Raw genomic sequence first — 22,493 nt, 5'->3', positions numbered from 1 at the left:
CCTACTCCAGGAGGAGGACGACGTCCTCGCTCTCGCGGCCGGGTGCGCGGTCCAGCCACGCCAGGACGACGCGGAGCGCCTCGTCCCCGTCGCCGGCGATGCCCAGCCGACGCCCGCCGTCGGTGGGCACGTCCGGCCGGTGGTCGTGGGTGTCGAGGACGCCGTCGGAGCACGCACGGCACACCGTGCCCACCTCCGTCGTCCAGTCCTCGTGCGGTAGCCCGGCGAGATCGAGGGCGTGGCGCAGTTCGGTGACGTCCTCGTCGCTGCCCTTCACCTGCACGCTCAGCGTCGGCGTGGAGGACCGCTCCCAGAGCTCGATCTCCTCGAACACCGGGTACTCGTCGCCGTCGACGACCCGGGTCCCCTCCGGCGCACCGTCGTGCAGGACCACGTCGCCGTACCGGTGCCCGGACTCCGGCAGCGGCACGCTGGTGATGCGGATCCGCGCGGGGTCCAGGCGCCGGCCCCACACCACCTCGGAGTCCCCGGCCCGGCCGTCGATCTCGAGGTCGCGCTGGCCGATGTAGCGCACCGGCGGGTTGAGCCGGACCACCGCCGGTCCGAAGTCGCCGTCGATCGGCTCGTCGCCCTCCGGGTCGACGGGGAGGCCGTAGGCGGCCCAGGCCCGGCGGGCCGTGCCCCAGTCGCGCAGCGCCGTGGCGGCAACGGCGAGGTTCCAGGCCGACGGCCGCTCCGTGCGCTCGTCCTCCGGGGTCAGCTCGAGGGCGCGGGCGTTGAACTCCCGCGCCGCCGGCCAGTCGCGCCGCCACTTCGCCAGCAGGCCGCGGTCGTACCAGAGGCCGCGGTCCTCCGGTTCCCGGCGCAGCAGCTCGGCGGCGATGCGGTCGACCTCGGCGGCGCGCGCGTCGTCCGCGTCCTGGTCGTCCCCGGCGGACAGGTCGAGCTCGTCGTAGCGGTCCAGCAGGTCGTCGAGCGACCACTGCTCGAGGGGGGAGGCCACGGCAGAGATCCTGCCGGGTAGGGACCGGTCCTGCGGTCGCCCGTCCGGGTGGTCCGCCGGGGTGGGCCACCCCGTCAGGTGACGGTGACGGCGTCCTCGGCCTCGACGGCGGCGTTCCACTCGCGCTTGCCGGCCTGCCAGCGGTCCTCGGTGTCGCCCCGCCGCCAGTAACCGGAGATCGAGGTGAAGGCGGGGTCCAGCCCGCGCTCCGTGCGCAGGTGACGGCGCAGTTCGCGGACCGCGGTCGCCTCGCCGTGGACGAAGACGTGACCGCGGCCCTCGGGCAGCGGGACGCCCCGGACGGTCGCGACCAGGGCCTCGCCCGGAGCGGCGTCCCCGCGGTGCACCCACACGAGGTCGACGCCGTCCCCCGCGGGGACGTCGGCCTGCTCCTCCTCCGGACCGGCGACCTCGACGAAGGCCAGGACGCGCGAGCCCGCGGGAAGCGTGTCGAGCGTCGCGGCGATCGCCGGGAGCGCGGCCTCGTCACCGGCCAGCAGGTGCCAGTCCGCCTCCGGGTGCGGCGAGTACGCCCCGCCGGGCCCCATGAGCTGGATGACGTCCCCGGGCTGCGCGGCGGCGGCCCAGGGACCGGCCAGACCCTCGTCGCCGTGGTGCACGAAGTCGATGGTCAGCTCACCGGTCACGGCGTCCCAGGCGCGCACGGTGTACGTCCGGGTGACCGGCCACAGCTCGCGCGGCAGCTCCGCCTGCAGCTGCTCCACGTCGAAGGGCGCGCGGTAGGTCGCGCCGGCAGGTGCGAACAACAGCTTCACGTAGTGGTCGGTGAACTCGCCGACCGGGAAGCCGGTCAGCCCTTCGCCGCCCAGGACCACGCGGATCATGTGCGGCGTCAGCCGGCTGGTGCGGACCACCTGGGCGACCCGCGGCGCCCGCGGGCGCCGTCCCTCCCGTACCGGGGGAGCGGGACTGGACGCGACGGGCTGGTCGGTCATGCGGAAGGCCTCCAACGGCCCGCGGCACGGTCGGCGCGCGAGCAGGTAAGGGTGACCTTAGCCGCCGGACCTGCCGTCGGGCTGTGACATCGGTCAGCCCTTGCGCGCAGGGCGGGCACGCACGTGGATGCGCTCGCCCTGCGGGCCGAAGAGGGCGAGCACCTCGGTCGCGCCGGGGCCGGGGTTGGCCATCGCGTGCGGCGTTCGGGTGTCGAACTCCGCCACCTCGCCGGCGGACAGGGTCACGTCGTGCTCGCCGAGGAGCAGCCGGAGCCGGCCGGAGAGGACGTAGAGCCACTCGTAGCCCTCGTGCACCTTCTGCTCGAGCTCGCCGCCGGGCCACCCCGGCCGGTAGACCATCTTGTAGGCCTGCAGGCCGCCCGGCCGGCGGGTCAGCGGGATCATCGTGACCCCGTTCCGATCGAAGGAGCGCTGGTGGATCCGCGGGTCGCCGGTCTCCGGTGCGTCGACCAGTTCGTCGAGCGGCACCTGGTGGGCGCGGGCGAGGGGCAGGAGCAGCTCGAGGGTCGGCCTGCGCCGGCCGGACTCCAGCCGGGAGAGCGTGCTCACCGAGATCCCGGTGGTGGCCGACAACTGCCCGAGGGTCGCCCCTCGCTGCGTGCGCAGGGCGCGCAGCCGCGGCCCGACCGCGGTGAGCACCTCGTCGAGATCGGGCTCGTCCGTGTTTGCCATACCAGCAACGATAGTTGTCATTCCGGTCCTGGTGGGCGGACAGTCCTCGGCGTCATCCCGACGGACGAGGAGCAGCAGATGGACGAGCGGTACGACGTGGTGGTCATCGGTGGCGGCGCGGCCGGGTTGAGCGGCGCGCTCGCGCTCTCGCGCGCTCGGCGGTCGGTGCTCGTGATCGACGCGGGCCGTCCCCGCAACGCACCGGCCGGGCACGTGCACAACTACCTGGGCCGCGAGAACACCCCACCGGCGGACCTGCTGGCCATCGGCCGCGAGGAGGTCGCCGGCTACGGGGGCGAGGTGGTCGCCGGAGAGGTGACGGGTGCCGCCCAGGTCGACGGCGGCTTCCGGGTGGACCTCGCCGACGGCGCGACGGTGCACGCCCGCCGGCTCCTCGTGACCACCGGGCTCACCGACGAGCTGCCCGACGTCCCGGGGGTGCGCGAGCTGTGGGGGAGCGACGTCCTGCACTGCCCGTACTGCCACGGCTGGGAGGTGCGCGACCGGCCGATCGGCATCCTGGGTGGGCCGTTCGGCGTGCACGCGGCCACCATGTGGCGGCAGTGGAGCGCCGACGTCACCCTCTTCCGGCACACCGGTCCGGAGCTCACCGACGACGAGCGCGAGCAGCTGTCCGCGCGCGGCGTGTGGGTCGTCGAGGGGCGGGTCGCCGCGCTCGAGACCCGCGACGGACGGCTCTCCGGGGTGCGGATGGAGTCGGGGGAGTTCGTGGCCCGGGAGGCGGTCGTGGTCGCCCCGCGGTTCACCGCCAACTCCGCCGTCCTGCGCTCGCTCGGGCTCGAGCCGGTGGAGCAGGAGATGTTCGGCACCGTGGTCGGGTCCTACATCCCCGCGGACCCGACCGGCGCCACCGCCGTCCCCGGTGTGTGGGTGGCCGGCAACGTCGCCAACCTGCAGGCGCAGGTCGTCGTCTCGGCGGCCGCGGGGCTCAACGCCGGGGCGCGGCTCAACGCCGACCTCATCGCCGAGGACACCGACCTCGCCGTCGCTGCCGCCCGCACGAAGGCGGCGTGAGGGCCGTCAGCCGGAGGCCGGCTCCAGCGCGGGCCGGCCCGTCGTCCCGAACCGGAACGTGGTGCGGGTGGCGTACGTCTGCCCCGGGCGCAGGGTGGTCGAGGGGAAGTCCGGCCGGTTGGGGGAGTCGGGGAGGTGCTGGGTCTCCAGGCACAGGCCGTCGCCCTGCCGGTAGGCCCGCCCGCCCCGTCCCACCACGCTGCCGTCCAGGAAGTTGCCCGAGTAGAACTGCACGCTCGGCTGGTCGGTCAGGACCTCCAGCACCCGCCCCGACACCGGATCGGTCACGCGCGCCGCCCGGCGGAGGCCTTCGCCGTCGAGCACCCATGCGTGGTCGTACCCCTGCGCGTACCGCAGCTGCGCGGTCGCCTCGCGCAGCCGGTCGCCGACCCGGGTCGGTGACCGGAAGTCCAGCGGCGTCCCGGTCACCGGGGAGAGCTCCGTCGGGATCAGCCGGTCGTCGACGGCGACGAACCGCTCCGCGGGGAGCTCGAGCACGTGGTCTTCGATGCTCCCGCCGCCGGCCAGGTTCCAGTAGGCGTGGTTGGTGAGGTTCACGACGGTCGCCCGGTCCGTCGTCGCGCCGTAGGTCAGCGTCAGGCCCTCGTCGTCGAGGACGTACCTGACGGTGGCGGTCAGGGCGCCGGGGAAGCCCATGTCGCCGTCGGGGCTGGTCAACGTCAGCTCGACGCCCCCGGGCACCTCCCGCCCCGACCACAGCCGGGTGTGGAAGCCCTCCGGCCCGCCGTGCAGGCAGGACGTGCCGTGGTTCTGCGGCAGCACGTGCTCGGCGTCGTCGAGCACGAAGCGGCCGCCGGCGATCCGGTTGGCGAACCGGCCGACCACCGCTCCCACGTACGTCGAGTCCCCGAGGTAGCCGGCCAGGTCGTCGTACCCGAGGGCGACGTCGGCGACCGCACCCTGGGCGTCGGGAGCGCGGACCGACTGGAGGACCGCTCCGTAGGTCAGCACGGCGACCTCCAGGTCGCCCGAGCGCAGCACGTAGCGCTCGACGCCGCGCCCGTCGGGAAGCGAGCCGAACGGCTCGCGCTGCACGCTCACCCCTGGGGGCCGGGACCGGGACATGCTCCCGAGGCTATCGATCAGTGACCGGGGCCCGCTCTCGATGGGGTGGCTGACCGGTGACGGCGGACTGCACGCGGTTCGTCCGCGAGAGCACGGCCGGCCCGGCTCCTCGCTGAGCTCCCCGCCGGCCTCTTCTGGGCTGGCGCCCCGGCCGTCCCTGGTTCTAGCGTGGCCCACGGCGGCAGGCAGGCGACGAAGGAGTCCCGCATGACGACGACGGCCGGCACCATCGACCGCGCAGCCATCGAGCACGCGCTCATGACCGACGGCATCACGGCCCTCAAGGGCGCCTTCTCCGCCGCCTGGGCGGACCGGATGCGGGAGGACATCGAGGCCGCGTTCGAGGAGGCGATCGGCCGGGAGGGCGGCGCGGTGGGCCGCGGCCCCAACCGCTACTACGTGGAGATCCACCCGGAGCAGCTGCGGGGCTTCCTCGACATCGTCTCCCACCCCTGGTTCCGGGCGGTGTGCGAGACGGCGCTGGGTCCGGACTACAAGGTCCTCGAGCTGGGGTTCGACATCCCGTTCGCCGGCGCGCAGAACCAGCCCTGGCACCGCGACTTCCCGTCACCCCCGGAGACCTACGAGGGGCGGCGCCTCACCTCGCTGGCGTTCAACCTCACCGCGGTGGACACGACCGAGGACATGGGGCCGTTCGAGATCGCGCCCGGAACCCAGTGGGAACGCGGGGAGGACTTCGATCACGGCATGTTCCCGGCCCGGGAGACCTGGCCTCGCTACGAGGCGATCGCGCAGCGCAAGCTGCCCCGGCGGGGCGACATGTCGGCGCGGTCGGCGCTCACCCTCCACCGCGGCACGGCCAACCGGTCGCAGCTGTCCCGGCCGGTGCTGGTCGTCGGGGTCGACGCCCCGGGGGCGGGCCACGACGCCTTCCACGACATGGCCATGACGCAGGACTTCTCCGACAGCATCCCGGAGGACGTGCGGGCCCACCTGCTCGGCCGGGTGGTGGACCGGCTCGAGCCGATCGTCCAGCAGCACACCATCGAGGGCCTGGTGATGGGCGAGGCCTGACCCCCGCTCGGTCCGCCGCCGGGCGGAGCGTGCCCGGGCCGGAGCGCCGCGAGCCGCTGGGAGAGCCGCCGGATCGTCGTCGGACGACCCGGCGGCCCGGCGTCAGCGCTGGGACAGGTAGGCCGAAGCGGTGGACCGCAGCCGGTCGTGCGTCCCGTCGGCGACGACGGCGTCGCGACCCAGGAACCGCTTCGCCAGTTTCGCGACCATCGTGTAGTTGGTGTCCACGACGTTGCCCGCCGGGGCGAGACCCGCCTGGCTGACCAGCTGGTAGGCGTCCAGGCTGTCCCAGCCGGTGAGCTCGGCGGCCCAGGTGACGAGGTCGTGCTGGCTCACCCGGTAGGCGTCCTCGAGGGGCCGGGTCGACCCGGTCGACATGAGGAACTCGTCGCTCTCGATCCGCGGCCATGGTTGTGTGGCTGCAGGGCCGCCGCCCTTGATCAGGTCCACGACGACGACGGTGCGCATGGCGGCCTCGACCGCCGTGCCGCACACCTCGCCCTCGCCCTGCCGGCAGTGCCCGTCACCGAGGGACAGCAGCCCCCCGGGCACGTTCACGCCGAAGTAGGCCGTCGTCCCGGCTCGCATCTCGGGGGTGTCCATGTTCCCGCCGTGCGCACCGGGCGTGATGCTCGCGAACACCTCGCCGCCGGCCGGGGCGACGCCGATCGTCCCGTGCATCGGGTCGAGCGGGAGCTCGATCTCCGGCCCGCCCCTCCGGGGGCGGAACAGGCAGGTCCCCCTGTCGCGGTCGACCTCGTAGACCCAGACGACCTCCTCGAGCGGCTCGTGCAGCATCGCCGTGCTGTGCGTGGCGGTGAGGGCCCCGAAGTGGGGGAACGTCGCCGACACCGCCCAGTCGCGCGCGGGTGCGATGTCCACCAGGTGAACGGCGAGCGTGTCGCCGGGCTCGGCTCCCTCGACCGCGATCGGACCGGTCACCGGGTTCAGGTACGGGAACTCGCACACCTGGCTGGGCAGGTCCTCGGCGCTCCGCACGCGGCCGCCGAAGCAGTCCTCGGTGGCCAGCTCGACCACCGTGCCCGGCCGCACCGTGATGAGTGGCTCCGCGGCGCCGAAGGTGTACCGGAGCTGCTCCGGTGTCGGCGCGAGCTGGACGACGTCGAGGTCGCTCACAGGTTCTCCTCCGCCCTGAGCTCCGGCTTGCGCCCGGTGGCGAGCAGGACGACGAGCAGCACGACCCCGATGCCGAGCCAGGTGAAGCCCAGGGTCTGCGCCGCGACGTCGGCATTGACGACGACGGCCACGAGGATCGCGAAACCGATCACCGGGACGGCGAGGTGGCGCCAGTAGTCGTGACTCTTCCGGCGCACGAGGTAGTGCACGACCACCGACACGTGCAGGAGCAGGAAGGCCGAGAGGGCGCCGAAGTTGACCAGGGTCGACAGCAGCGTGATGCCGTCGTCCCGCTGGCTCATGTAGATGCCGAGGGCCAGGGAGATCACCGCGACGAACAGGGTGGCGTTGACCGGCACGCGGTGCTTCGGGTCGATCCTGGCGAGGACGGACGGCAGCTGCCGGTCGCGGGCCATCGCGAACAGCAGCCGCGAGGTGGCCGCCTGCGCGACGAGGGAGTTCGCGAAGCCCCAGGCGATCGCGGTGGCGACCGCGGTGAGCGTGCCCAGCCAGGCCCCGCCGGCGACCTCGGCCGCGTCGTAGAACGCCGTCCCGGCCGCGTCGCCCTCGGCGATGAGGGTGTCGGGGTCGGGGACGAGCAGCGCCGCGACCCAGGTCTGGACGATGAACAGCGTCCCGGCGAGCACGAGCGCCGCGATCATCGACTTGCCCAGCGAGCGGGCGGCGTCCTTGTTCTCCTCGGCGAGGGTCGAGATGCCGTCGAACCCGAGGAAGCTCAGTACCGCGATGGAGACCGCCCCGAGGACGAGTTCGAGGGAGAACGTGTCGCTGTTGTAGACCGGCGAGAAGTCAAAACCCCGGCCCTCGCCGGTGGCCAACGCGACGACGCCGATGACCAGGAAGATGGCCAGCACGATGAGCTCGCCGACCAGCATGATCCGGTTCACCCGCGCCGTGAACTCGATGCCGAAGTAGTTGACGATCGTGTTGAGGACGACGAACGCGACCAGCCAGACCCAGACCGGGACCGACTCGTAGATCGAGTTCATCGCGACCGAGGCGATCAGGTAGAGCAGGCCCGGGACGAGCACGTAGTCGAGCAGGATCATCCAGCCGGCGATGAAGCCGACCGGCTGCGCGACGCCCCGTCCGGCGTACGTGTAGACCGAGCCGGCCATCGGGAAGGCGCGCGACATCTGCGAGTACGACGCCGCTGTGAACGCCATCGCCAGCATGCCGATCGCGTAGGCGAGGGCGACCATTCCGCCGGAGGCCTGGAAGACGCCGCCGAAGATGCCGAACGGGGCGATCGGGACCATGAAGACCAGCCCGTAGACCAGCAGGTCGGTGAAGCTGAGGGTGCGCTTCAGCTCCTGGCGGTAGCCGAACGCCTCGACGCCTGGGTCGCCGGTGGCCGGGATCGGTCCCCGGGCGGCGCCGGGGACCGGGCCGGCCGGGTCGGTGGTGCGGTGTTCGCTCATCACGGGGCTCCTACGTCTCTCACCCTCCGGCGCTGAGCCGGGCCGGGAGGAGAGTAGGACGAACTGCTTCCATGTGGAAGTAACGATTCAGCCGCGCGACGTCCCGGTCAGCTCGCGGAAGGCCAGCCCGTCCGCCCGGGCCAGCCGGGGAGACGCCCGGCGGGCTCGACCCGGACGGCCGTCGGCCAGCGCAGCGGCCCGTCGCACCCCGTCGTAGACGCCGCGCGCATACGCGCACACCACGGGAGCGCCGGGCCCCGACCGGCGCGCGTGCCGTTCCTCCAGGGCCAGCTGCCCCTCGTCGGCGCCGTCGTCCGCGGCGGCGTAGGACGGCATGCAGGCGAAGAGGCTCCCCGTGACGTCGCCGCCCAGTGCGTAGAGCCCGTTCTCCTCGAGTGCGCCGGAGAGCCGCACCACCCGCCGGTCGAGCCCGGCCCGCGTGAACTCCCGGTTGAACGCCACCAGGTCACGGCCCACGAGGCTCAGGAGCACGGCGTCCGCCCGGCTCCGCGTGACCAGGTCCAGGAGCGGACCGACGTCGCCCGGGCCGAAGGGCACCAGTGCCTCGGCCGCGACGTACCCGCCGGTCTCGGCGAGCACGCGGTGCGCGGCGCGGTGCACCGCCCGGGGCCAGACGTAGTCGGTGCCGACCAGGGCCCAGCGACGGGCCCGGCGGTTCCGGACGAGCCAGGCGACGGCGCCGGCGTGCTGCTCCAGGGGTGAGGCGCCGATCCGCACCACACCGGGGCGGTGCCGACCGCCCTCGTGCGGGGGCGTGTAGACGTAGCGGACGTCCGGGGGGAGGGCGTTCTCCAACGCCCGGTGGACGTCGCTGGTGTGGAACCCGACCAGGAGCTCGAAGACGCCGGCGCGGGAGAGCATCGCGGCCTCGGCGGCCACCACGTCCGGGGCGCGGCCGGAGTCGACCGCGACGAGCTCCACCGGCCGGCCGCCGACCCCGCCGGCGGCGTTCACCTCGTCCGCGGCGAGGCCCGCGAGGTCGAGCGCCGAGGGGGCGGTCATCGCCAGCGGGCCCGACAGCGGGACGGCCAGGCCGACGCGGACGACGTCCGGCCGGGGGCCGGACAGCAGGACCTCCCAGGGGTCCAGGAGTCCGGGTTGGCTCGGCATCCCCTGAGTATGGTGCGGCCATGGTGCCGGGCGCAGATGCTGCCACCGGACCGCCCGTCCGGGTGTCGGACGCCCTCGTCGAGCTGCTCACGGTCACGCAGCGCCGGGTGGCCCGTGAGGTCGGGGCGGTCCTGGCCGAGGACGGGTCCACCCTCGACGGCTACCGGCTGCTGCGCTCCCTGGCCGGCCCCGGTGGCCGGTCGATGGGCGAGCTGGTGGCCGCCCTGCACCTGCCGCCGCCGACGCTGACCCGCCTGGTCGACGGCGCGGTCGACGCCGCCCTCGCCTACCGGCTGCCCGACCCGCACGACGGGCGGAAGGTCGTCGTGCACCTGTCCGAGCCCGGGCGCATCCGGCTGGCGCGGCTGGAGGCACTCGTGCGCGCCCACGAGCAGGCGCTCGCGCGCTCGCTGGGTCCCGACCGGGTGGCGGCGCTGGTCCGCGCGCTGGCCGACCTGGCGGTCGGCGAGGACTGAGCCCGGGGGGCGTCCCCGTGTCAGCTCTCGGCCGGGAAGAGCGTCCCGAGGCCGAAGCGGCTCGGGCGTGCGAAGGGCCGCCAGTCGTGCCGCGGCTGGGCGAGCCGGTCGGCCACCACCCACAGGACGGCGGGGTCGTGCCCCATGCCCAGGTGGCTGCTGTGCACGGCGACGTTCTCGCTGGCGGGACCGGCCTCCTGACGGCAGGCGCGCCAGTCCACGACGCCGTCCCACCTGGAGTAGACGGCGGTGCTCGGGACCGGCAGCGGACGGGCGAGGGACCGCCGGGGTGACCGCGACGGCCCGGTCACCCACGGCTGCGTGGAGGCGAACGGCGATCCCAGCGAGACGACCTGGCGGACCTGGCGCGGCGCCGTGCGGGCGAGGCGACGGGCGAAGATCCCGCCCAGGCTCCAGCCCACGATGCTCACCGCGGTCCCGTGCTCGCCGGACAGGCGGTCGAGGAGCCGGGGGAGCTCGTCGTCGATCTCCTGGCTGGGCCCGCGGTTGCGTCCCAGCGCCCAGCCGACGACCGGATAGCCCAGGCGCCCGATCCACGTGCGCAGCACCTGGGTGGAGGCGTCGGACGCCAGCAGCCCCGGCAGGACGAGCACCGGATGGCGCTCACCGCGCGGCGCCCAGCGGAGCAGGGGCAGCGCGGCGGCCGCGGCCCCGCCGGCGCTGAGCAGTGTCCGCGCCGGCTCGGTCGCGGCCAGGACCAGGGCACGACGTCGGGCGGCGCGAGGGTCGAGGCGTCCGTCCATGCCCCCTCCATGCCCGCCGACGGCCGGCGTCAGTCGGACGGGGACTCCTGCAGGGCCGCGGGGCCGTCCGGCAGCGCTGCGCGGGCCACGGGTGCGCCGGCGAGCACCGCGTGCACGATCAGCCGCTCCTCGGCGGAGTACTTGGGGTGGCAGGTGGTGAGCGTCAGGTAGGACGCCGTGGGCGCGACCCCCGGCTGCCCGGGGACGGGCGCGATGACGCCGATCTGCGTGGGATCCACGATCCGCCGTCCGGGGACGCCGTCGACCGCCACGGACAGGTCGCCGGTGGCCCGGTCCCCGAGCAGGCGGTACTCGTACCAGGCGACGGCGGTCTCGACGACGATCGGGTCGCCCGGACGCAGCAGGTCGAGGTCCAGGAACGGCGAGCCCTTGCCCACCCGGTGCCCGGCGACGGCCATGTTCCCCGGCTGGCCGGGCATCGCGGTGTCGACGTAGTGGCCGGGGCCGCCGGCCAGCTCGGCCTGCCCGGTGCCCTGGACGACGGCCCGCGGGAAGTCCTCGCCGAGGCGCGGGATGTGCAGGAAGGCGAACGCCTCGCCGACCGGTACGTCGGGAGGCTCCGCAGGAGGAGCGGCGGCAGCGGGCTGCCGTCCCCAGTCCTCGCGCAGCTCGCGGCTCAGGGTGTCCTGGGTGCGCTCGCTGATCACGTCGGTCACGTACAGCTCGTAGACCACGAAGAGGAGGACGATCGCGCCGGCGGTGACCATGAGCTCGCCCAGCCCGCGCATGAACGATCCGACGGGGTCGCCGCGCTCGACCGGCGGTCCGATCCCCCGCCCGGTGGGCGCGGCCGTCTCCATCGGTGCCGTCCCCGTCCCCGTCGTCCGGGCGTCAGTCGATGCCGGGCGGGAGCAGCCGGGGTGCGAACACCTCGTCGATCGGGCGGGGACCCACGTACTGGCGGCAGGTGCAGGGGACCCAGCTCACGCCGGCCCAACGGCCGCGCTTGTCGTAGTTGTCGCGCCGCAGCTCGGCGTAGCAGGTGTGCGTCTCCCGGTCGTGCTGGCTCAGCGTGTGGCCGCAGCCGCACAGCGGGGTCATCGGCGGGGGAGGGGCCGCACGGCGTCGCCCCAGACGCCCGGTGACGAAGCCGACCGCCAGCAACGCCCCGCCCACCAGCAGGCTGATCGGATCCATCCCCGCACCTCTCTCCGCTCGTCTGCACGGTAACGCGGGGAACCGCCGAGTAGTGCCGTCAGTCCGCGCGCTTGCCCCGCCCGCTGACGGCGTCGCGCAGGTGGTCGAGCAGGCCCGCGAGAGGCGCGGCGACGCGCCGCACGGTCGCGTCGTTGGGCGTCAGGGGGTGCGGGCGGGTCGGGGCGAACTTCTTGACCGACTCGACCTTGCCGGCCAGCTCGACCAACTGGCCGCGGCTGAGGTTCGCCCGGAGGGCGGCGAACATCCGGCCCTCCTCGTGCTCGACGTGGTGGCGGATCTCCCCGATCAGGTGCGCCACGACCGCGTCGAACTCCGGGTCGCCGGCGTCCATCCGCTCGAGCCGCTTCATCGTCTCCTCGGCCTCGGCGTGCTCCTCCTTGGAGTGCTCCGCCTCCTCCGCGTCCAGCTGCTCCTCCACGAGCGGGTAGACCTGGGTCTCCTCGGCCACGGAGTGCTGGGCCAGGCCGATGGTCACCTCGTCGACGAGCTCGCGCTTGCGCTGCACCACGTCGGGGCCGGTGGCTCCGCGCAGCTGCTCGAGCTCGCGGAAGATGCGGTCGAACTCGCGGTGGTCGGCGGACAGCAGGTCCACCACGTCGCGCTCGGTGTTTGTCATGGCCACTCCTCGGGACGGCGGTCCGTCCCGTGGTGATGCCCGGCACCGGTGCCGCCCACACGATCCGGCCCCTGATCGGCCGCTGCTGCCCGGACGGGGTGATTGACCGGCTGTGCGCTGGGGCACAGGGATCCCGTGGAGACGTATGCCGTGGGCTTCGCGAGGCCGGACCGCTGGTCGCGCGGGGACACCGCAGAGGACAGCCATCCCTGGCACGCCGTCGAGGCGCACCGCCCGACCGCCGAACTGGACGGGGAGGTGGAGCTGGCCGTCTGCGGCGCGATCGTGCAGGTCTGGGGATCGCAGAAGTGGGAGCGCGTGGGCAGTGGGCGCACCGCCTGCCCGGAGTGCCTGCGGGCCACCGCCGCGGCCAAGCCCCTGTCGACGTCGTCGCGCTGATCCCGGGCGCTCTCAGCGGGCGGGCTTGCGTCCGCTGATGGCCGACAGGCCGGTGATCGCCCGGCCCACGATGAGTGCCTGCACCGAGTCGGTGCCCTCGAAGGTGAAGATCGCCTCCATGTCGGCGTGATGCCGGGCGACGTGGTGCTCCAGCAGGATCCCGTCGCCGCCCAGGATGTCGCGGGCGTCGGCCACGATCGCGCGTGCCTTGGCGGCGTGGTTCATCTTCGCCAGCGACGCCATCGCCGCGGTCATCCGCCCCGCGTCCGCCAGCTTCGACAGCCGCCAGCACATCAGCTGCATCGACGTGATCTCGGCCAGCATCCGGGCCAGCTTGTCCTGCACGAGCTGGAACCCGGCGATGGGCTGGCCGAACTGCTCGCGCTGCAGCGCGTGGGCGAGGGCCAGCTCGTAGGACGCGGTCGCCAGCCCCAGCGCCCGCCACGCCACGGTGTACCGGGTGCGGTCCAGCATCCGGGACACGTCCGTGAAGGAGTGGCACTCGGCGAGCTTGTTCTCGACCGGCACGCGGACGTCGGTCAGCGTGATCTCGGCCTGCCACACGGCGCGCAGTGCGGTCTTGCCCGTCATCACGGTCGCCTCGTAACCAGGCAGCGAGCCCTCCCTGCCACCCGTCTCGACGACGTAGCCGCCGACCGCGCCGTCCTCCCCGCGCGCCCAGATGATCACGTGGTCGGCGATGGAGCCGTTGCCGATCCACTTCTTCTGACCGTTGAGCACATAGGTGTCGCCGTCGCGGCGGGCGGAGGTCTCCAGTCCGACGGCGTCGGAGCCGTGCTTGGGCTCGGTGAGCCCGAAGGCGCCGATCTTCTCCAGCCGTGCCATGGCGGGCAGGAAGCGCTCGCGCTGCTCCTCGGAGCCGAGGACGGCGATGGACTGCATCGCCAGGAAGCTGTGCACGCCGTTGAACGTCCCGACGCTGCCGTCGCAGCGGGCCAGCTCGGCCGCCACCAGCCCGGCGGCGACGTTGCTCATCCCGGGGCAGCCGTAGCCCTCGATCGTGCCGCCGACGATGCCGAGCCCGGCCAGCTTCGGCACCAGCTCGAAGGGGAACTCCGCGCGGTCCCAGTACTCGTTGATGCGTGGGGTCACCTCCTGCTCGCAGAAGGCGCGCACCCGGTCGCGGATCTCGATGTCCGCCGGCTCCAGGAGCTCGTCGATGGCGTAGAAGTCGGGGCTGGGGGCGGTCACCTGCCGGACGTTACGACGCGACACGGCATGCTGCCCGCTGTGCGCATCCTCGTCGGTCGGCCCCCTCTCGGGGGCGGTAGCTTGCGCTGTCCGCCCGAACGCCCTCGGAGTGCCCGGTGCCGTTCCTGATCCTCCGCCTGTCGCGGTTCCTCCGGGTGCGCCTGCACGGCTGGCGGTTGCCGCTGGCGGTCGCGCTGTTCGTGTTCCTGTCCAGCTGGCTGGCCATGGCGCTGGTCGAGCCGGCAAGCAGCGGGATCGCCGCGCCCGGCACCTACTGGTGGTACTTCCTCGTCACGTCGGCGACCGTCGGGTACGGCGACGTCTTCCCGGCGTCGACGGGCGGGCGGATCGTCGGGCTCTACGTGATCGTCGGCGGCATCGTCACGCTCACGCTCCTGTTCACCCAGCTGGCCGGTGCCCTGCAGTCGATCCGGGGCCGGCGACTGAGAGGTGTGGTTCCCCTGGACCTGTCCGACCACGTCGTCCTGCTCGGCTACTGGCCGGGCCGCACGGAGCGGATCGTCGCCGAGCTGACCGCGGAGGGCCGCTTCCAGGTGGCCCTGTGTGCCTGGGACGACGTGCCGGAGAACCCCATGCCGGATCAGCCGGCCGTGCACTTCGTCCGCGGTGACCTGACCCGCGAGGACGTCATGACCCGCGCCTGCGTGCAGCACGCCCGGACGGCGGTCATCGACGGGCGGGACGACAACGAGACGCTGGCGATCGCCGTGGCCATCGACCACGCCAACCCCGACATCCACCTGGTCGCCGCCGTCCGTGACCTGGGGCGGCGGGAGAACCTGCGCTACGTGAACGCGGGCGTGCAGGCCGTGCAGTGGCACATGCCGTTCCTGCTCTCGGAGGAGGCGACCGATCCCGGCATCACGCAGATCTACAACGACCTCATGAGCAGCGGCGGACACGGCAACACCTACTCGATGCGCGTGCCCGCCGGCTTCCCGCACCGGTCGTTCGGCGACTGCCAGACCTGGTTCGGGCGCACCTTCGGCGCGACCCTCCTCGCGGTGCGGGGCGGCGACGGCCTCGTGGTGAGCCCGCCGTGGGAGACGCCGGTCCCGGAGGGGACGACGCTCTACTACGTGGCCTCGGAGCGGATCGACGCGGCTCGGCTCGCGGCGAGGCGCTGAGCGGTCAGAGCAGGCCGAAGACCGCGGCCAGCGCGATCGCCGCCCCCACGAGCAGCGCGACGACGACCACCACGGTGGTGAGCACGGGGACGACGACCCAGCGTCGCTTGAAACGCCTGCGGCGCGGGGGAGCGGCAGGCGGCGCCGCGGCGGCCGGCCGGGCCGGGCTGCGGCGCTCGTCCTTGCGCTCGCGGCGGCGCTCGGAGAGGACGTCACGAGCGTCCCGGGCGACGGAGCCCAGGAGCGCCTTGGATGCGCTGGCCAGTTTCCGGAGGTCGTCGGAGTCGATCCGCTCCACCGAGTTGCCCGGGACACGGGCGGGGGTCGGCGGTGGCGGGGCCGCCGCCCGCGGCGGCGGTGCCGCCTGCCGCGGGGGAGCCGCGACCGGGTCCGGTACCCGGCCGGCGGCGATCGCCTGCAGGCGAGGTCGCACGGTCTCGGCGGTTCCGCGGCCGGCGGGGTCCTTGGTCAGGAGGAGCCCGAGAACCGGCTCGAGGGGACCGGCGCGCAGCGTGGGCGCCGGGTGCTCGGAGACGACGGACATCAATGTGGCCATCGCCTCGCCGCGGTCGAAGGGTGGACGTCCCTCGACGGCGGCGTAGAGCGTCGCGCCCAGCGACCAGAGGTCGACGGGTGGCCTCGGCTCCTCGCCGTGGGCCCGTTCCGGAGCCATGTAGGAGGGGGAGCCGATGAGCGCGCCCTGCGTGGTGAGGCTCGAGTCGCCGGTGCTGGTGGCGATCCCGAAGTCGGTGAGGCAGGCCCGGCCGTCGGCGGAGACCAGCACGTTGGCCGGCTTGACGTCCCGGTGCACGATCCCGATCTCGTGCGCCGCCTCGAGCGCGTCCAGGACGTCGAGGCCGATCCGTGCGACGGCGCGGGGTGGGAGCGGGCCCTGCTCCTCCAGCACTTCCTGCAGGCTGCGGGCGGCGACGTGCTTCATCACCAGCCACGGCTTGCCGCCCTCCTCCACGACGTCGTAGACGGTCGCGACGTGCGGGTGCTCCAGCCGGGCGGCCGCGCGGGCCTCCCGCATGGTGCGCTCGCGGAGGACGGCGCGTTCCTCCTCGGTCACGTGGATCGAGAAGGTGACCTCCTTGAGGGCCACCTGGCGCTCCAGGATTTGGTCGGTCGCCAGCCAGACGGTGCCCATGCCGCCCTTGCCCAGCATCTGGCCGAGCGCGTACCGCCCCGCGACCACGCGGGTCTGCGGTCCGGTGTCAGCGCTCATGCGCCTGTCCGTACCCCGCCGCCGCCGTCAGGATTCCCCCGACGGCTGACCGTCCGGTTCGCTCTGGGCCTCCAGGTCGGCCTCCACCTCGGCGCTCTCCTGCTCGACGGCGATGTCGCGGGGCTGCGGGTCCTCGGGTCCGGTGGTCATGGGAGCGAGCCTGCCGCACCCGACGGCGCGCCGCGCGCCGTCGGGTGCGCTGTTCATCCGCGGAGCTCTCGGCGCAGGATCTTGCCGGTCACCGTCTTGGGCAGCTCGTCGACGAGGACGACGCTGCGCGGGTACTTGTAGGCGGCCATCCGCTCCTTGCAGTGCGCGATCAGCTCCTCCTCGGTGACCGTCGCGCCGGCCTTGAGGCTGACGAAGGCCTTCACCGTCTCGCCGCGCTTCTCGTCGGGCACGCCCACCACGGCGGACTCCCGCACGGCGGCGTGCTCGGCCAGGACGTCCTCGACCTCGCGCGGCCACACCTTGTACCCCGACGCGTTGATCATGTCCTTCTTGCGGTCGACGATGAACACCCAGCCGTCCGGGTTCATGAACCCCACGTCGCCGCTCTTCAGCGCCCCGCCGGGCAGGTTGGCCGCGGTCTCCTCCGGCTTGCCCCAGTAGCCGGCGACCACCTGCGGCCCGTCGGCCACGATCTCGCCGATCTCACCCAGCGGCAGGTCGTTGCCGTCGTCGTCCTGGATGCGGACGACCGTGTTCGGCGCCGGCACCCCCACCGACAGGGCACCGGACGTCGGGTCCACCGGTGACGGCGAGCCGAACGGCGTGACCGTCATGGGCGACGTCGTCTCGGTGAGGCCGTAGGCGTTGTGCACCTGCTTGCCCGTCGCCTGGAGGAAGCCCTGCTCGGCGGTGGGGGAGATGGCCGCGCCGCCGGAGTAGATCGAGGTGAACGACGCGAAGTGGTCCTTGCTGAACCCCGGGGCGTTGAGCAGTGCGCTGAACGCGGTGATCGCCCCGATGGTGAACGTCGGCCGGTGCTCGGCGAAGGCGTCCAGCACCACCTGCGGCTCGAACCGGTAGGCCAGCACGAGCGGCGCCGGCGCGAGCATGCTCACGGCGATGTGGCCGATCAGCCCGGTGATGTGGAACAGCGGGGCGACGCCGAAGATCGCGCCGCCGTCCTGCCCGGCGTGCACCCAGTCGCGGTAGACCTGCGCGGTGAAGACGACGTTGCGGTGGGTGTTCATCGCGCCCTTGGGCACGCCCGTCGTCCCCGAGGTGTAGGTCAGGAACGCGACGTCGTCCGGGCCGAGTGCCACCGGGGGCGGGGCCTGCCCTCGGTGCTGCTGCACGAACTCGCCGAAGTCCGTCGTCCCCTCGTGGCGCCGGCGCTCCATGCCGGCGAAGAGGCGCTCGTCGTCCCGTGTCTGGAACTCGAGCTCGCTGGTGGTCAGGACCAGGCGGACGTCGGTGTCGGGGACCACGTCGCGGGCGACCGAGTCGTACAGCGCCTCCAGCGAGACGAGCACCGTGGCCCCGGAGTCCTTGAGCAGGTAGGTGAGCTCCCGCTGCCGGCTCATGGGGTTGATCGACACCATGACGCCGCCGGCCTTCCAGGCGGCGACCATCGCGATGACGAACTGCGGGACGTTCTGCAGGTAGACGGCCAGCCGGTCGCCCGGAGCGAACCCGTTCGCCAGCAGCCCGTTCGCCAGCCCGTCGCTGAGCTCGTCGAGCTCCTGCCGGGTGACCACGCCGTCGAAGTACCGCAGGGCGACGGCGGAGGGGTCCTTCGCCACCCCGGCCCGGAACATGTCGAGGGCGTCGTCGAACTCGATGTCGTAGTCGGCCGGCTGGTCGCCGTAGAGCGACAGCCACGGCCGTTCGTCGTAGGCGGTCATGGCGTCACTTGATGACGACGGGGTTGACCGGCGTGCCGGCGGCCTTCGCGACCTTCAGCGGGGCGGCGACGTAGAGGAAGGCGTACCGGCCGTCCTCGGCGCAGTCGGCGGCCAGCTGCTCCAGGTCGGCGATCTCGGTGAGCGTGACGCCGAGGTTGCGCATCAGCGCGCTGTGCAGCACGAGTGCGACGCCGTTGTTCGGGTCCATGGTCACCTCGTTGGCGATCGTGTCGGTGACGAGGTTCGGGATCTCCATGTCGGCGAACCACTGCACGAGCTCCGGGCTGTAGACCAGGCCCGGCTCGTTGAAGCCCTCGTAGAAGGCATCGCCCTGCTCGTGGAAAAGCGCGAGGAAGTTGGTCCGGACGACGAGGATGTCGCGCTTCTGGATGGGCGTGCCCTGCGCCTCGGCGCAGGCGACGAGGTCCTCGTGGGTGAAGGTCTCGCCCTTGTCCAGGGTGTTCTTGCCCCGGAAGCGGGCCATGTCCAGCAGGACGGCGCGGCCGACGATGCCGCGCTCGGCGATGGGCTGCACGCTGGCCTTCTGCAGGCCGCCGATGGTGGTGCGCGCGTCGTAGCCGTTCCAGATCTTGCCGTCGTACCAGAGGTGGCCGAGGGCGTCGTACTGCGTCGAGCCCTGCAGGTAGGCGTCGATCTTGTCGTCGGCGTAGTGCAGGCCGCCGGGGTACGACGGCCCCTTGCCGCCCTCGTCCCAGTCGCCCTCGTCGAGCACCTGGGTGCGGACCGCGGGGGTGCGGCCGGGCCAGACCGGGTCGCCCTTGGGGTCGCCGATGAGCCGCTGGAGGGTGAACACCTTGCCGGAGCTGACCAGTTGGACGGCGGCGAGGACCTGCTCGGGGCCCAGGTAGTTGAGGGCGCCGACCTCGTCGTCGTCCCCCCACTTCCCCCAGTTCGTCGGCGAGTCCTTCAGCAGGTCGCCGAGGGCGGGGGGAGTCGTGGGGGATTCGGTCATCGGGGCCTCCAGGGCTAGGAGCGGTGGTCGCGTTCCCGGAGTGTTCGCCGGTGTGGTGCTCACCACAAGCGCGTGCAACATTCGGTGCAACCGCCGCCCCGCACGCCCGCCGTCCGACCGCCGAGAGGGACGCCATGAGCGCCACGACACCCGCCAACCCTGAGTCCGTGTTCACCTACGGCGCGCCGCAGCTCAAGTTCGGCTCCGGGGCGTCCGACGAGATCGGCTACGACCTCAGCCGCTACGGGGTCGAACGCGTCCTGGTGGTCACCGACGCCGGCCTGGCCGCGACCGGGATCCCGCAGCGGGTGGCCGACCAGATGGCGCAGTTCGGCATCGAGGCCCGCGTGTACGACGGGGTGCACGTCGAGCCGACCGACCAGAGCCTCATCGCCGCGATCGAGGAGGCCCGGTCGAGCGGGCCGTGGGACGCCTTCGTGGCGGTGGGCGGCGGGTCGAGCATCGACACCGCCAAGGCGATCAACCTGCTCTCCACCAACCCCGGCGAGCTCATGGACTACGTCAACGTCCCGGTCGGCAAGGGGGAGGCGCCGCCGAAGCCGCTCAAGCCCCTGGTCGCCGTCCCGACCACGACCGGCACCGGCGCGGAGAGCACCACGATCTGCGTGATGGACGTGATCTCGGCGCGGGTGAAGACCGGGATCAGCCACGCACGGCTGCGCCCGACGCTGGCGGTGATCGATCCCGACCTCACGCTCACCCAGCCGTCCGGCGTCACGGCGGCCTCGGGGATGGACATCCTCTGCCACGCCCTGGAGAGCTACACCGCGCGCTGGTACACGACCTACGACCGGAAGAACCCCGACCAGCGGGTGCCCTACTGCGGCTCGAACCCCATCTCCGACATGTGGTCGGAGAAGGCCCTGTCGTTGCTCGCGGGCTCGTTCCGGCGGGCGGTGCGGCACGGTGACGAGGTGCAGGCACGGTCGGACATGGCGATGGCGGCCACGTTCGCGGGCATGGGGTTCGGCAACGCCGGGGTGCACATCCCGCACGCCAACGCCTATCCCATCGCCGGCCAGGTGAAGGACTTCCACCCCAAGGACTACCCGGCCGGCGAGCCGATGGTGCCGCACGGGATGTCGGTGGCCCTGACGGCGCCGGAGGCGTTCCGGTTCACCTTCGACGCCTCCCCGGACCGGCACGTGCGCGCGGCGCAACTGCTGGCGCCCAACGCCGGCATCCCGACGACGCCGCAGGAGTTCCTGCCGATGGTGCTCGCCGACCTGATGCGCGACATCGACATCCCCAACGGCGTCGGCGCCGTGGGCTTCGAGGAGAACGACATCCCGGACCTGGTGGACGGCGCGATGAAGCAGCAGCGGCTGCTCGCGACCAGCCCCAAGGAGGTCACCGAGGACGACATCGCCGGCATCTTCCGGAGGTCGATGTCGCTCTGGTGACGGCTGAGCGGCCCTCACCGCTCGTGACCACGCGGTAGGGCACCCGGTTCCGCGGCAGACCGCGCGGCCGGCGGCCATGGGGCGAGGTCGGCCCCGGATCAGCCGACGCGGACGACGCTCTTCGTCACCTGCGCGGCGGCGACGACCTGCCCGTCGACGGTCGCCTCGGCGCGCATGAAGGCGACCGCGCGGCCGCGGCGCAGCACGGTGCCGGTGATGTCCACCCGGGCGTCCGCGGCGACCGGCCGGAGCAGCGACACGGTGAGGTCGTGGGTGACCGCGTGCTCGGCGTCGGAGAGCGAGGGGAGCAGCGCCAGGAAGGACGCGACGTCCATGAGGGTGTAGACGACGCCGCCGTGCAGGACCGCCGCCTGGTTCTGTGTCGCCGGGGCCACCGGGAACCAGATGCCGGCCGACGGTTCGGCCGGGTCCCGCAGTTCCATCCCGAGGAAGCGGTGCAGCGGGATGTCGAGCACTGCCTGCACGCGGGCGGCCAGGACGCTGTCGGAGGGCACGGGACGGCCACCTCTCGTCGGGGGATCCCGCGAGCCTCGCACGGGAGCGCCCGGAGCGCGGCGCCGGTCGGTCAGAGGCGCCAGCGCAGGCCCGTCGGCCAGTCCTCCGGCCGGTAGACGAGGGTGCCGGTCAGGGCCGGGACGTCGACGACGATCGTCTGCGCGGCCGGCCGGCCCTCCTCGGCGGACGGCGGCAGTTCGGGCTCGACGAGGCAGGCGGCCGCGCTGTCGGTGTCGACATCGTCGGTGCGGGCGTCGCCATCCAGGAAACCGAAGTCCGCAGGGTTCGGGACGGGGGGTGTGGACTCCGGCGCCGCGGCGATCTCGAGGTGCAACCCGACGAGGTGCCCGTTCTCCGGGGGAACGCTGTCCGGGGCCGTACAGGTCACGTCGTCCTCCACCCGGACCAGCGTGAGGGAGAAGAGGAGCGTCCCGTCGGGGGCGAGGAGGTCGTAGCGCTCGCCGAGAGCCAGCACCCGGTCGGCGGGCGGCTCGGGGACCGGGGGAGCGGGCGGAGCCGGCTCGTCCGGCGGGGGCGGGATCACGGGCGTCGTCGGGACGGTCGGCGTCGTGACCGGCGGCGGGGGCGGCGGGCCGACCGGGGGCGGCGGGGGCGGCGGCTCGACCGGGGGCGGCGGGGTGTCGGTCGGAGCGGGTGGTTCGGGTGCGGCAGGGACAGCCGGAGTGAACGGCTCGGGAATCACCGGCTCGGGATTCACCGGCTCCGGCGGTGCGTCCTCCTCCGGGAGCTCGGCCCAGTCCGAATGACCCGGGATGTAGTAGTCCATCGGGGGCAGCGCCCAGTCGTCGCCGGCGTCCTCGCTCGCGTCCTCGGCCCCGCGGGCGGCGTCCAGCGCGGCGTACCGCTCGTCGTAGTCGTCGGGGACCTCGCCGATCGTCGGGATCTCGAGCGGCCCGCCGCCGAGGGGCGCCGATTCGTCGACGTCCTCCCAGTACTCGTCCCACTGGACGGCCGGGGCACGGTCGGCGCTGGGACGGGGCGCGGCGCCGGGCGCCGGATACACCGCAGAGACGACCGCGGCGACCGCGAGCGTGCCGCAGGAGGTGGAGAGGAGGTAGAACGAGCGCCCGGGGGAGGGCCGTCCCTGCTGCTTCGGCATGCACGTCCCCTCGCGCTCGGACCGACGTCACGGACCAGCCTGATCCGGATGTGCGCGTGCGTCCACGGTTCGCGGCACTGTTCGGACGCCGTTGTCCTTCCGGACA

General features: G+C 73.3%; 24 protein-coding genes. 6 read left to right on the top strand and 18 right to left on the bottom strand.

What is annotated here, in order from left to right; all coding sequences use genetic code 11:
• Window position 1: 1 nt before the first annotated feature.
• The 3 genes from CRP30_RS19455 to CRP30_RS19445 all read right to left on the bottom strand — a co-directional run bounded on the left by CRP30_RS19455 (window position 2) and on the right by CRP30_RS19445 (window position 2,613).
• Entirely contained in the window at window positions 2-964 is a 963-nt protein-coding gene (locus tag CRP30_RS19455; RefSeq protein WP_097185644.1) for a tetratricopeptide repeat protein, read from the bottom strand.
• A 74-nt stretch (window positions 965-1,038) separates the two neighbouring features.
• The gene (locus tag CRP30_RS19450) at window positions 1,039-1,920 is read right to left on the bottom strand and encodes a siderophore-interacting protein (protein ID WP_097185696.1); all 882 of its coding nucleotides are present in this window, start codon (window positions 1,918-1,920) and stop codon (window positions 1,039-1,041) included.
• 93 nt (window positions 1,921-2,013) lie between these two features.
• Window positions 2,014-2,613, bottom strand: a complete 600-nt coding sequence (locus CRP30_RS19445) for a helix-turn-helix transcriptional regulator (RefSeq protein WP_200814860.1) — start codon at window positions 2,611-2,613, stop codon at window positions 2,014-2,016.
• A 78-nt stretch (window positions 2,614-2,691) separates the two neighbouring features.
• On the opposite strand from CRP30_RS19445, the gene CRP30_RS19440 reads away from it, so the two are divergent.
• Window positions 2,692-3,648, top strand: a complete 957-nt coding sequence (locus CRP30_RS19440; protein WP_097185642.1) for an NAD(P)/FAD-dependent oxidoreductase — start codon at window positions 2,692-2,694, stop codon at window positions 3,646-3,648.
• Window positions 3,649-3,654: 6 nt separating this feature from the next.
• On the opposite strand, the gene CRP30_RS19435 is transcribed toward CRP30_RS19440, so the two are convergent.
• Complete coding sequence (locus tag CRP30_RS19435; RefSeq protein WP_097185641.1) at window positions 3,655-4,734, bottom strand: aldose epimerase family protein; 1,080 nt, start codon at window positions 4,732-4,734, stop codon at window positions 3,655-3,657.
• A 207-nt stretch (window positions 4,735-4,941) separates the two neighbouring features.
• Between CRP30_RS19435 and CRP30_RS19430 the strand changes: the two genes are divergently transcribed.
• Complete coding sequence (locus tag CRP30_RS19430; RefSeq protein ID WP_097185640.1) at window positions 4,942-5,769, top strand: phytanoyl-CoA dioxygenase family protein; 828 nt, start codon at window positions 4,942-4,944, stop codon at window positions 5,767-5,769.
• A 102-nt stretch (window positions 5,770-5,871) separates the two neighbouring features.
• Here CRP30_RS19430 and CRP30_RS19425 read toward each other — a convergent pair whose 3' ends face one another.
• The 3 genes from CRP30_RS19425 to CRP30_RS19415 form a co-directional block, all read right to left on the bottom strand.
• On the bottom strand, window positions 5,872-6,906 hold the full coding sequence (locus tag CRP30_RS19425) for an acetamidase/formamidase family protein (protein WP_097185639.1): 1,035 nt from the start codon (window positions 6,904-6,906) through the stop codon (window positions 5,872-5,874).
• Complete coding sequence (locus CRP30_RS19420; RefSeq protein WP_097185638.1) at window positions 6,903-8,348, bottom strand: APC family permease; 1,446 nt, start codon at window positions 8,346-8,348, stop codon at window positions 6,903-6,905. Before CRP30_RS19420 ends, CRP30_RS19425 begins: the two co-directional genes overlap by 4 nt.
• Before the next feature lie 87 nt (window positions 8,349-8,435).
• On the bottom strand, window positions 8,436-9,479 hold the full coding sequence (locus CRP30_RS19415; RefSeq protein WP_097185637.1) for an ABC transporter substrate-binding protein: 1,044 nt from the start codon (window positions 9,477-9,479) through the stop codon (window positions 8,436-8,438).
• A 20-nt stretch (window positions 9,480-9,499) separates the two neighbouring features.
• On the opposite strand from CRP30_RS19415, the gene CRP30_RS19410 reads away from it, so the two are divergent.
• Window positions 9,500-9,955 carry a MarR family winged helix-turn-helix transcriptional regulator gene (locus tag CRP30_RS19410; RefSeq protein WP_097185636.1) on the top strand — a complete coding sequence of 152 codons (456 nt, stop codon included), beginning with the start codon at window positions 9,500-9,502 and terminating at the stop codon, window positions 9,953-9,955.
• A gap of 20 nt (window positions 9,956-9,975) precedes the next feature.
• On the opposite strand, the gene CRP30_RS19405 is transcribed toward CRP30_RS19410, so the two are convergent.
• The 4 genes from CRP30_RS19405 to CRP30_RS19390 are packed head-to-tail and all read right to left on the bottom strand — an operon-like array spanning window position 9,976 to window position 12,514.
• Entirely contained in the window at window positions 9,976-10,719 is a 744-nt protein-coding gene (locus CRP30_RS19405) for an esterase/lipase family protein (RefSeq protein WP_097185635.1), read from the bottom strand.
• A 29-nt stretch (window positions 10,720-10,748) separates the two neighbouring features.
• A complete protein-coding gene (locus CRP30_RS19400; RefSeq protein ID WP_235003558.1) occupies window positions 10,749-11,540 on the bottom strand; it encodes a class E sortase in 792 nt (263 codons plus the stop codon).
• A gap of 31 nt (window positions 11,541-11,571) precedes the next feature.
• Window positions 11,572-11,877, bottom strand: coding sequence for a hypothetical protein (locus CRP30_RS19395; RefSeq protein WP_097185634.1), 306 nt, complete (start codon window positions 11,875-11,877; stop codon window positions 11,572-11,574).
• 58 nt (window positions 11,878-11,935) lie between these two features.
• Window positions 11,936-12,514 carry a hemerythrin domain-containing protein gene (locus CRP30_RS19390; protein WP_097185633.1) on the bottom strand — a complete coding sequence of 193 codons (579 nt, stop codon included), beginning with the start codon at window positions 12,512-12,514 and terminating at the stop codon, window positions 11,936-11,938.
• Between the two features lie 135 nt (window positions 12,515-12,649).
• Between CRP30_RS19390 and CRP30_RS19385 the strand changes: the two genes are divergently transcribed.
• Complete coding sequence (locus tag CRP30_RS19385) at window positions 12,650-12,913, top strand: hypothetical protein (RefSeq protein WP_097185632.1); 264 nt, start codon at window positions 12,650-12,652, stop codon at window positions 12,911-12,913.
• Between the two features lie 12 nt (window positions 12,914-12,925).
• Here CRP30_RS19385 and CRP30_RS19380 read toward each other — a convergent pair whose 3' ends face one another.
• A complete protein-coding gene (locus CRP30_RS19380) occupies window positions 12,926-14,125 on the bottom strand; it encodes an acyl-CoA dehydrogenase family protein (protein ID WP_097185631.1) in 1,200 nt (399 codons plus the stop codon).
• 116 nt (window positions 14,126-14,241) lie between these two features.
• Between CRP30_RS19380 and CRP30_RS19375 the strand changes: the two genes are divergently transcribed.
• A complete protein-coding gene (locus tag CRP30_RS19375) occupies window positions 14,242-15,273 on the top strand; it encodes an ion channel (RefSeq protein WP_097185630.1) in 1,032 nt (343 codons plus the stop codon).
• Between the two features lie 4 nt (window positions 15,274-15,277).
• On the opposite strand, the gene CRP30_RS19370 is transcribed toward CRP30_RS19375, so the two are convergent.
• The 4 genes from CRP30_RS19370 to CRP30_RS19355 are packed head-to-tail and all read right to left on the bottom strand — an operon-like array spanning window position 15,278 to window position 19,327.
• Window positions 15,278-16,501 carry a serine/threonine-protein kinase gene (locus tag CRP30_RS19370; RefSeq protein ID WP_097185629.1) on the bottom strand — a complete coding sequence of 408 codons (1,224 nt, stop codon included), beginning with the start codon at window positions 16,499-16,501 and terminating at the stop codon, window positions 15,278-15,280.
• Window positions 16,502-16,528: 27 nt separating this feature from the next.
• A complete protein-coding gene (locus CRP30_RS23245) occupies window positions 16,529-16,651 on the bottom strand; it encodes a hypothetical protein (RefSeq protein WP_255407390.1) in 123 nt (40 codons plus the stop codon).
• 53 nt (window positions 16,652-16,704) lie between these two features.
• Complete coding sequence (locus tag CRP30_RS19360) at window positions 16,705-18,354, bottom strand: AMP-binding protein (protein ID WP_097185627.1); 1,650 nt, start codon at window positions 18,352-18,354, stop codon at window positions 16,705-16,707.
• 4 nt (window positions 18,355-18,358) lie between these two features.
• On the bottom strand, window positions 18,359-19,327 hold the full coding sequence (locus CRP30_RS19355) for a cyclase family protein (RefSeq protein WP_097185626.1): 969 nt from the start codon (window positions 19,325-19,327) through the stop codon (window positions 18,359-18,361).
• A 134-nt stretch (window positions 19,328-19,461) separates the two neighbouring features.
• On the opposite strand from CRP30_RS19355, the gene CRP30_RS19350 reads away from it, so the two are divergent.
• Window positions 19,462-20,751 (top strand): hydroxyacid-oxoacid transhydrogenase, encoded by a 1,290-nt coding sequence (locus tag CRP30_RS19350; RefSeq protein ID WP_097185625.1) that lies wholly within the window; start codon window positions 19,462-19,464, stop codon window positions 20,749-20,751.
• A 98-nt stretch (window positions 20,752-20,849) separates the two neighbouring features.
• On the opposite strand, the gene CRP30_RS19345 is transcribed toward CRP30_RS19350, so the two are convergent.
• Window positions 20,850-21,266, bottom strand: a complete 417-nt coding sequence (locus CRP30_RS19345) for a PaaI family thioesterase (RefSeq protein ID WP_097185624.1) — start codon at window positions 21,264-21,266, stop codon at window positions 20,850-20,852.
• Between the two features lie 71 nt (window positions 21,267-21,337).
• On the bottom strand, window positions 21,338-22,387 hold the full coding sequence (locus CRP30_RS19340; RefSeq protein ID WP_097185623.1) for a hypothetical protein: 1,050 nt from the start codon (window positions 22,385-22,387) through the stop codon (window positions 21,338-21,340).
• Window positions 22,388-22,493: the final 106 nt, after the last annotated feature.

The sequence above is a fragment of the Blastococcus haudaquaticus genome (genome assembly GCF_900230285.1).
GTDB lineage: Bacteria > Actinomycetota > Actinomycetes > Mycobacteriales > Geodermatophilaceae > Blastococcus_B > Blastococcus_B haudaquaticus.
Note: the sequence above shows the minus strand (reverse complement) of the source record. Positions and strands in the feature narration are given on the sequence as shown.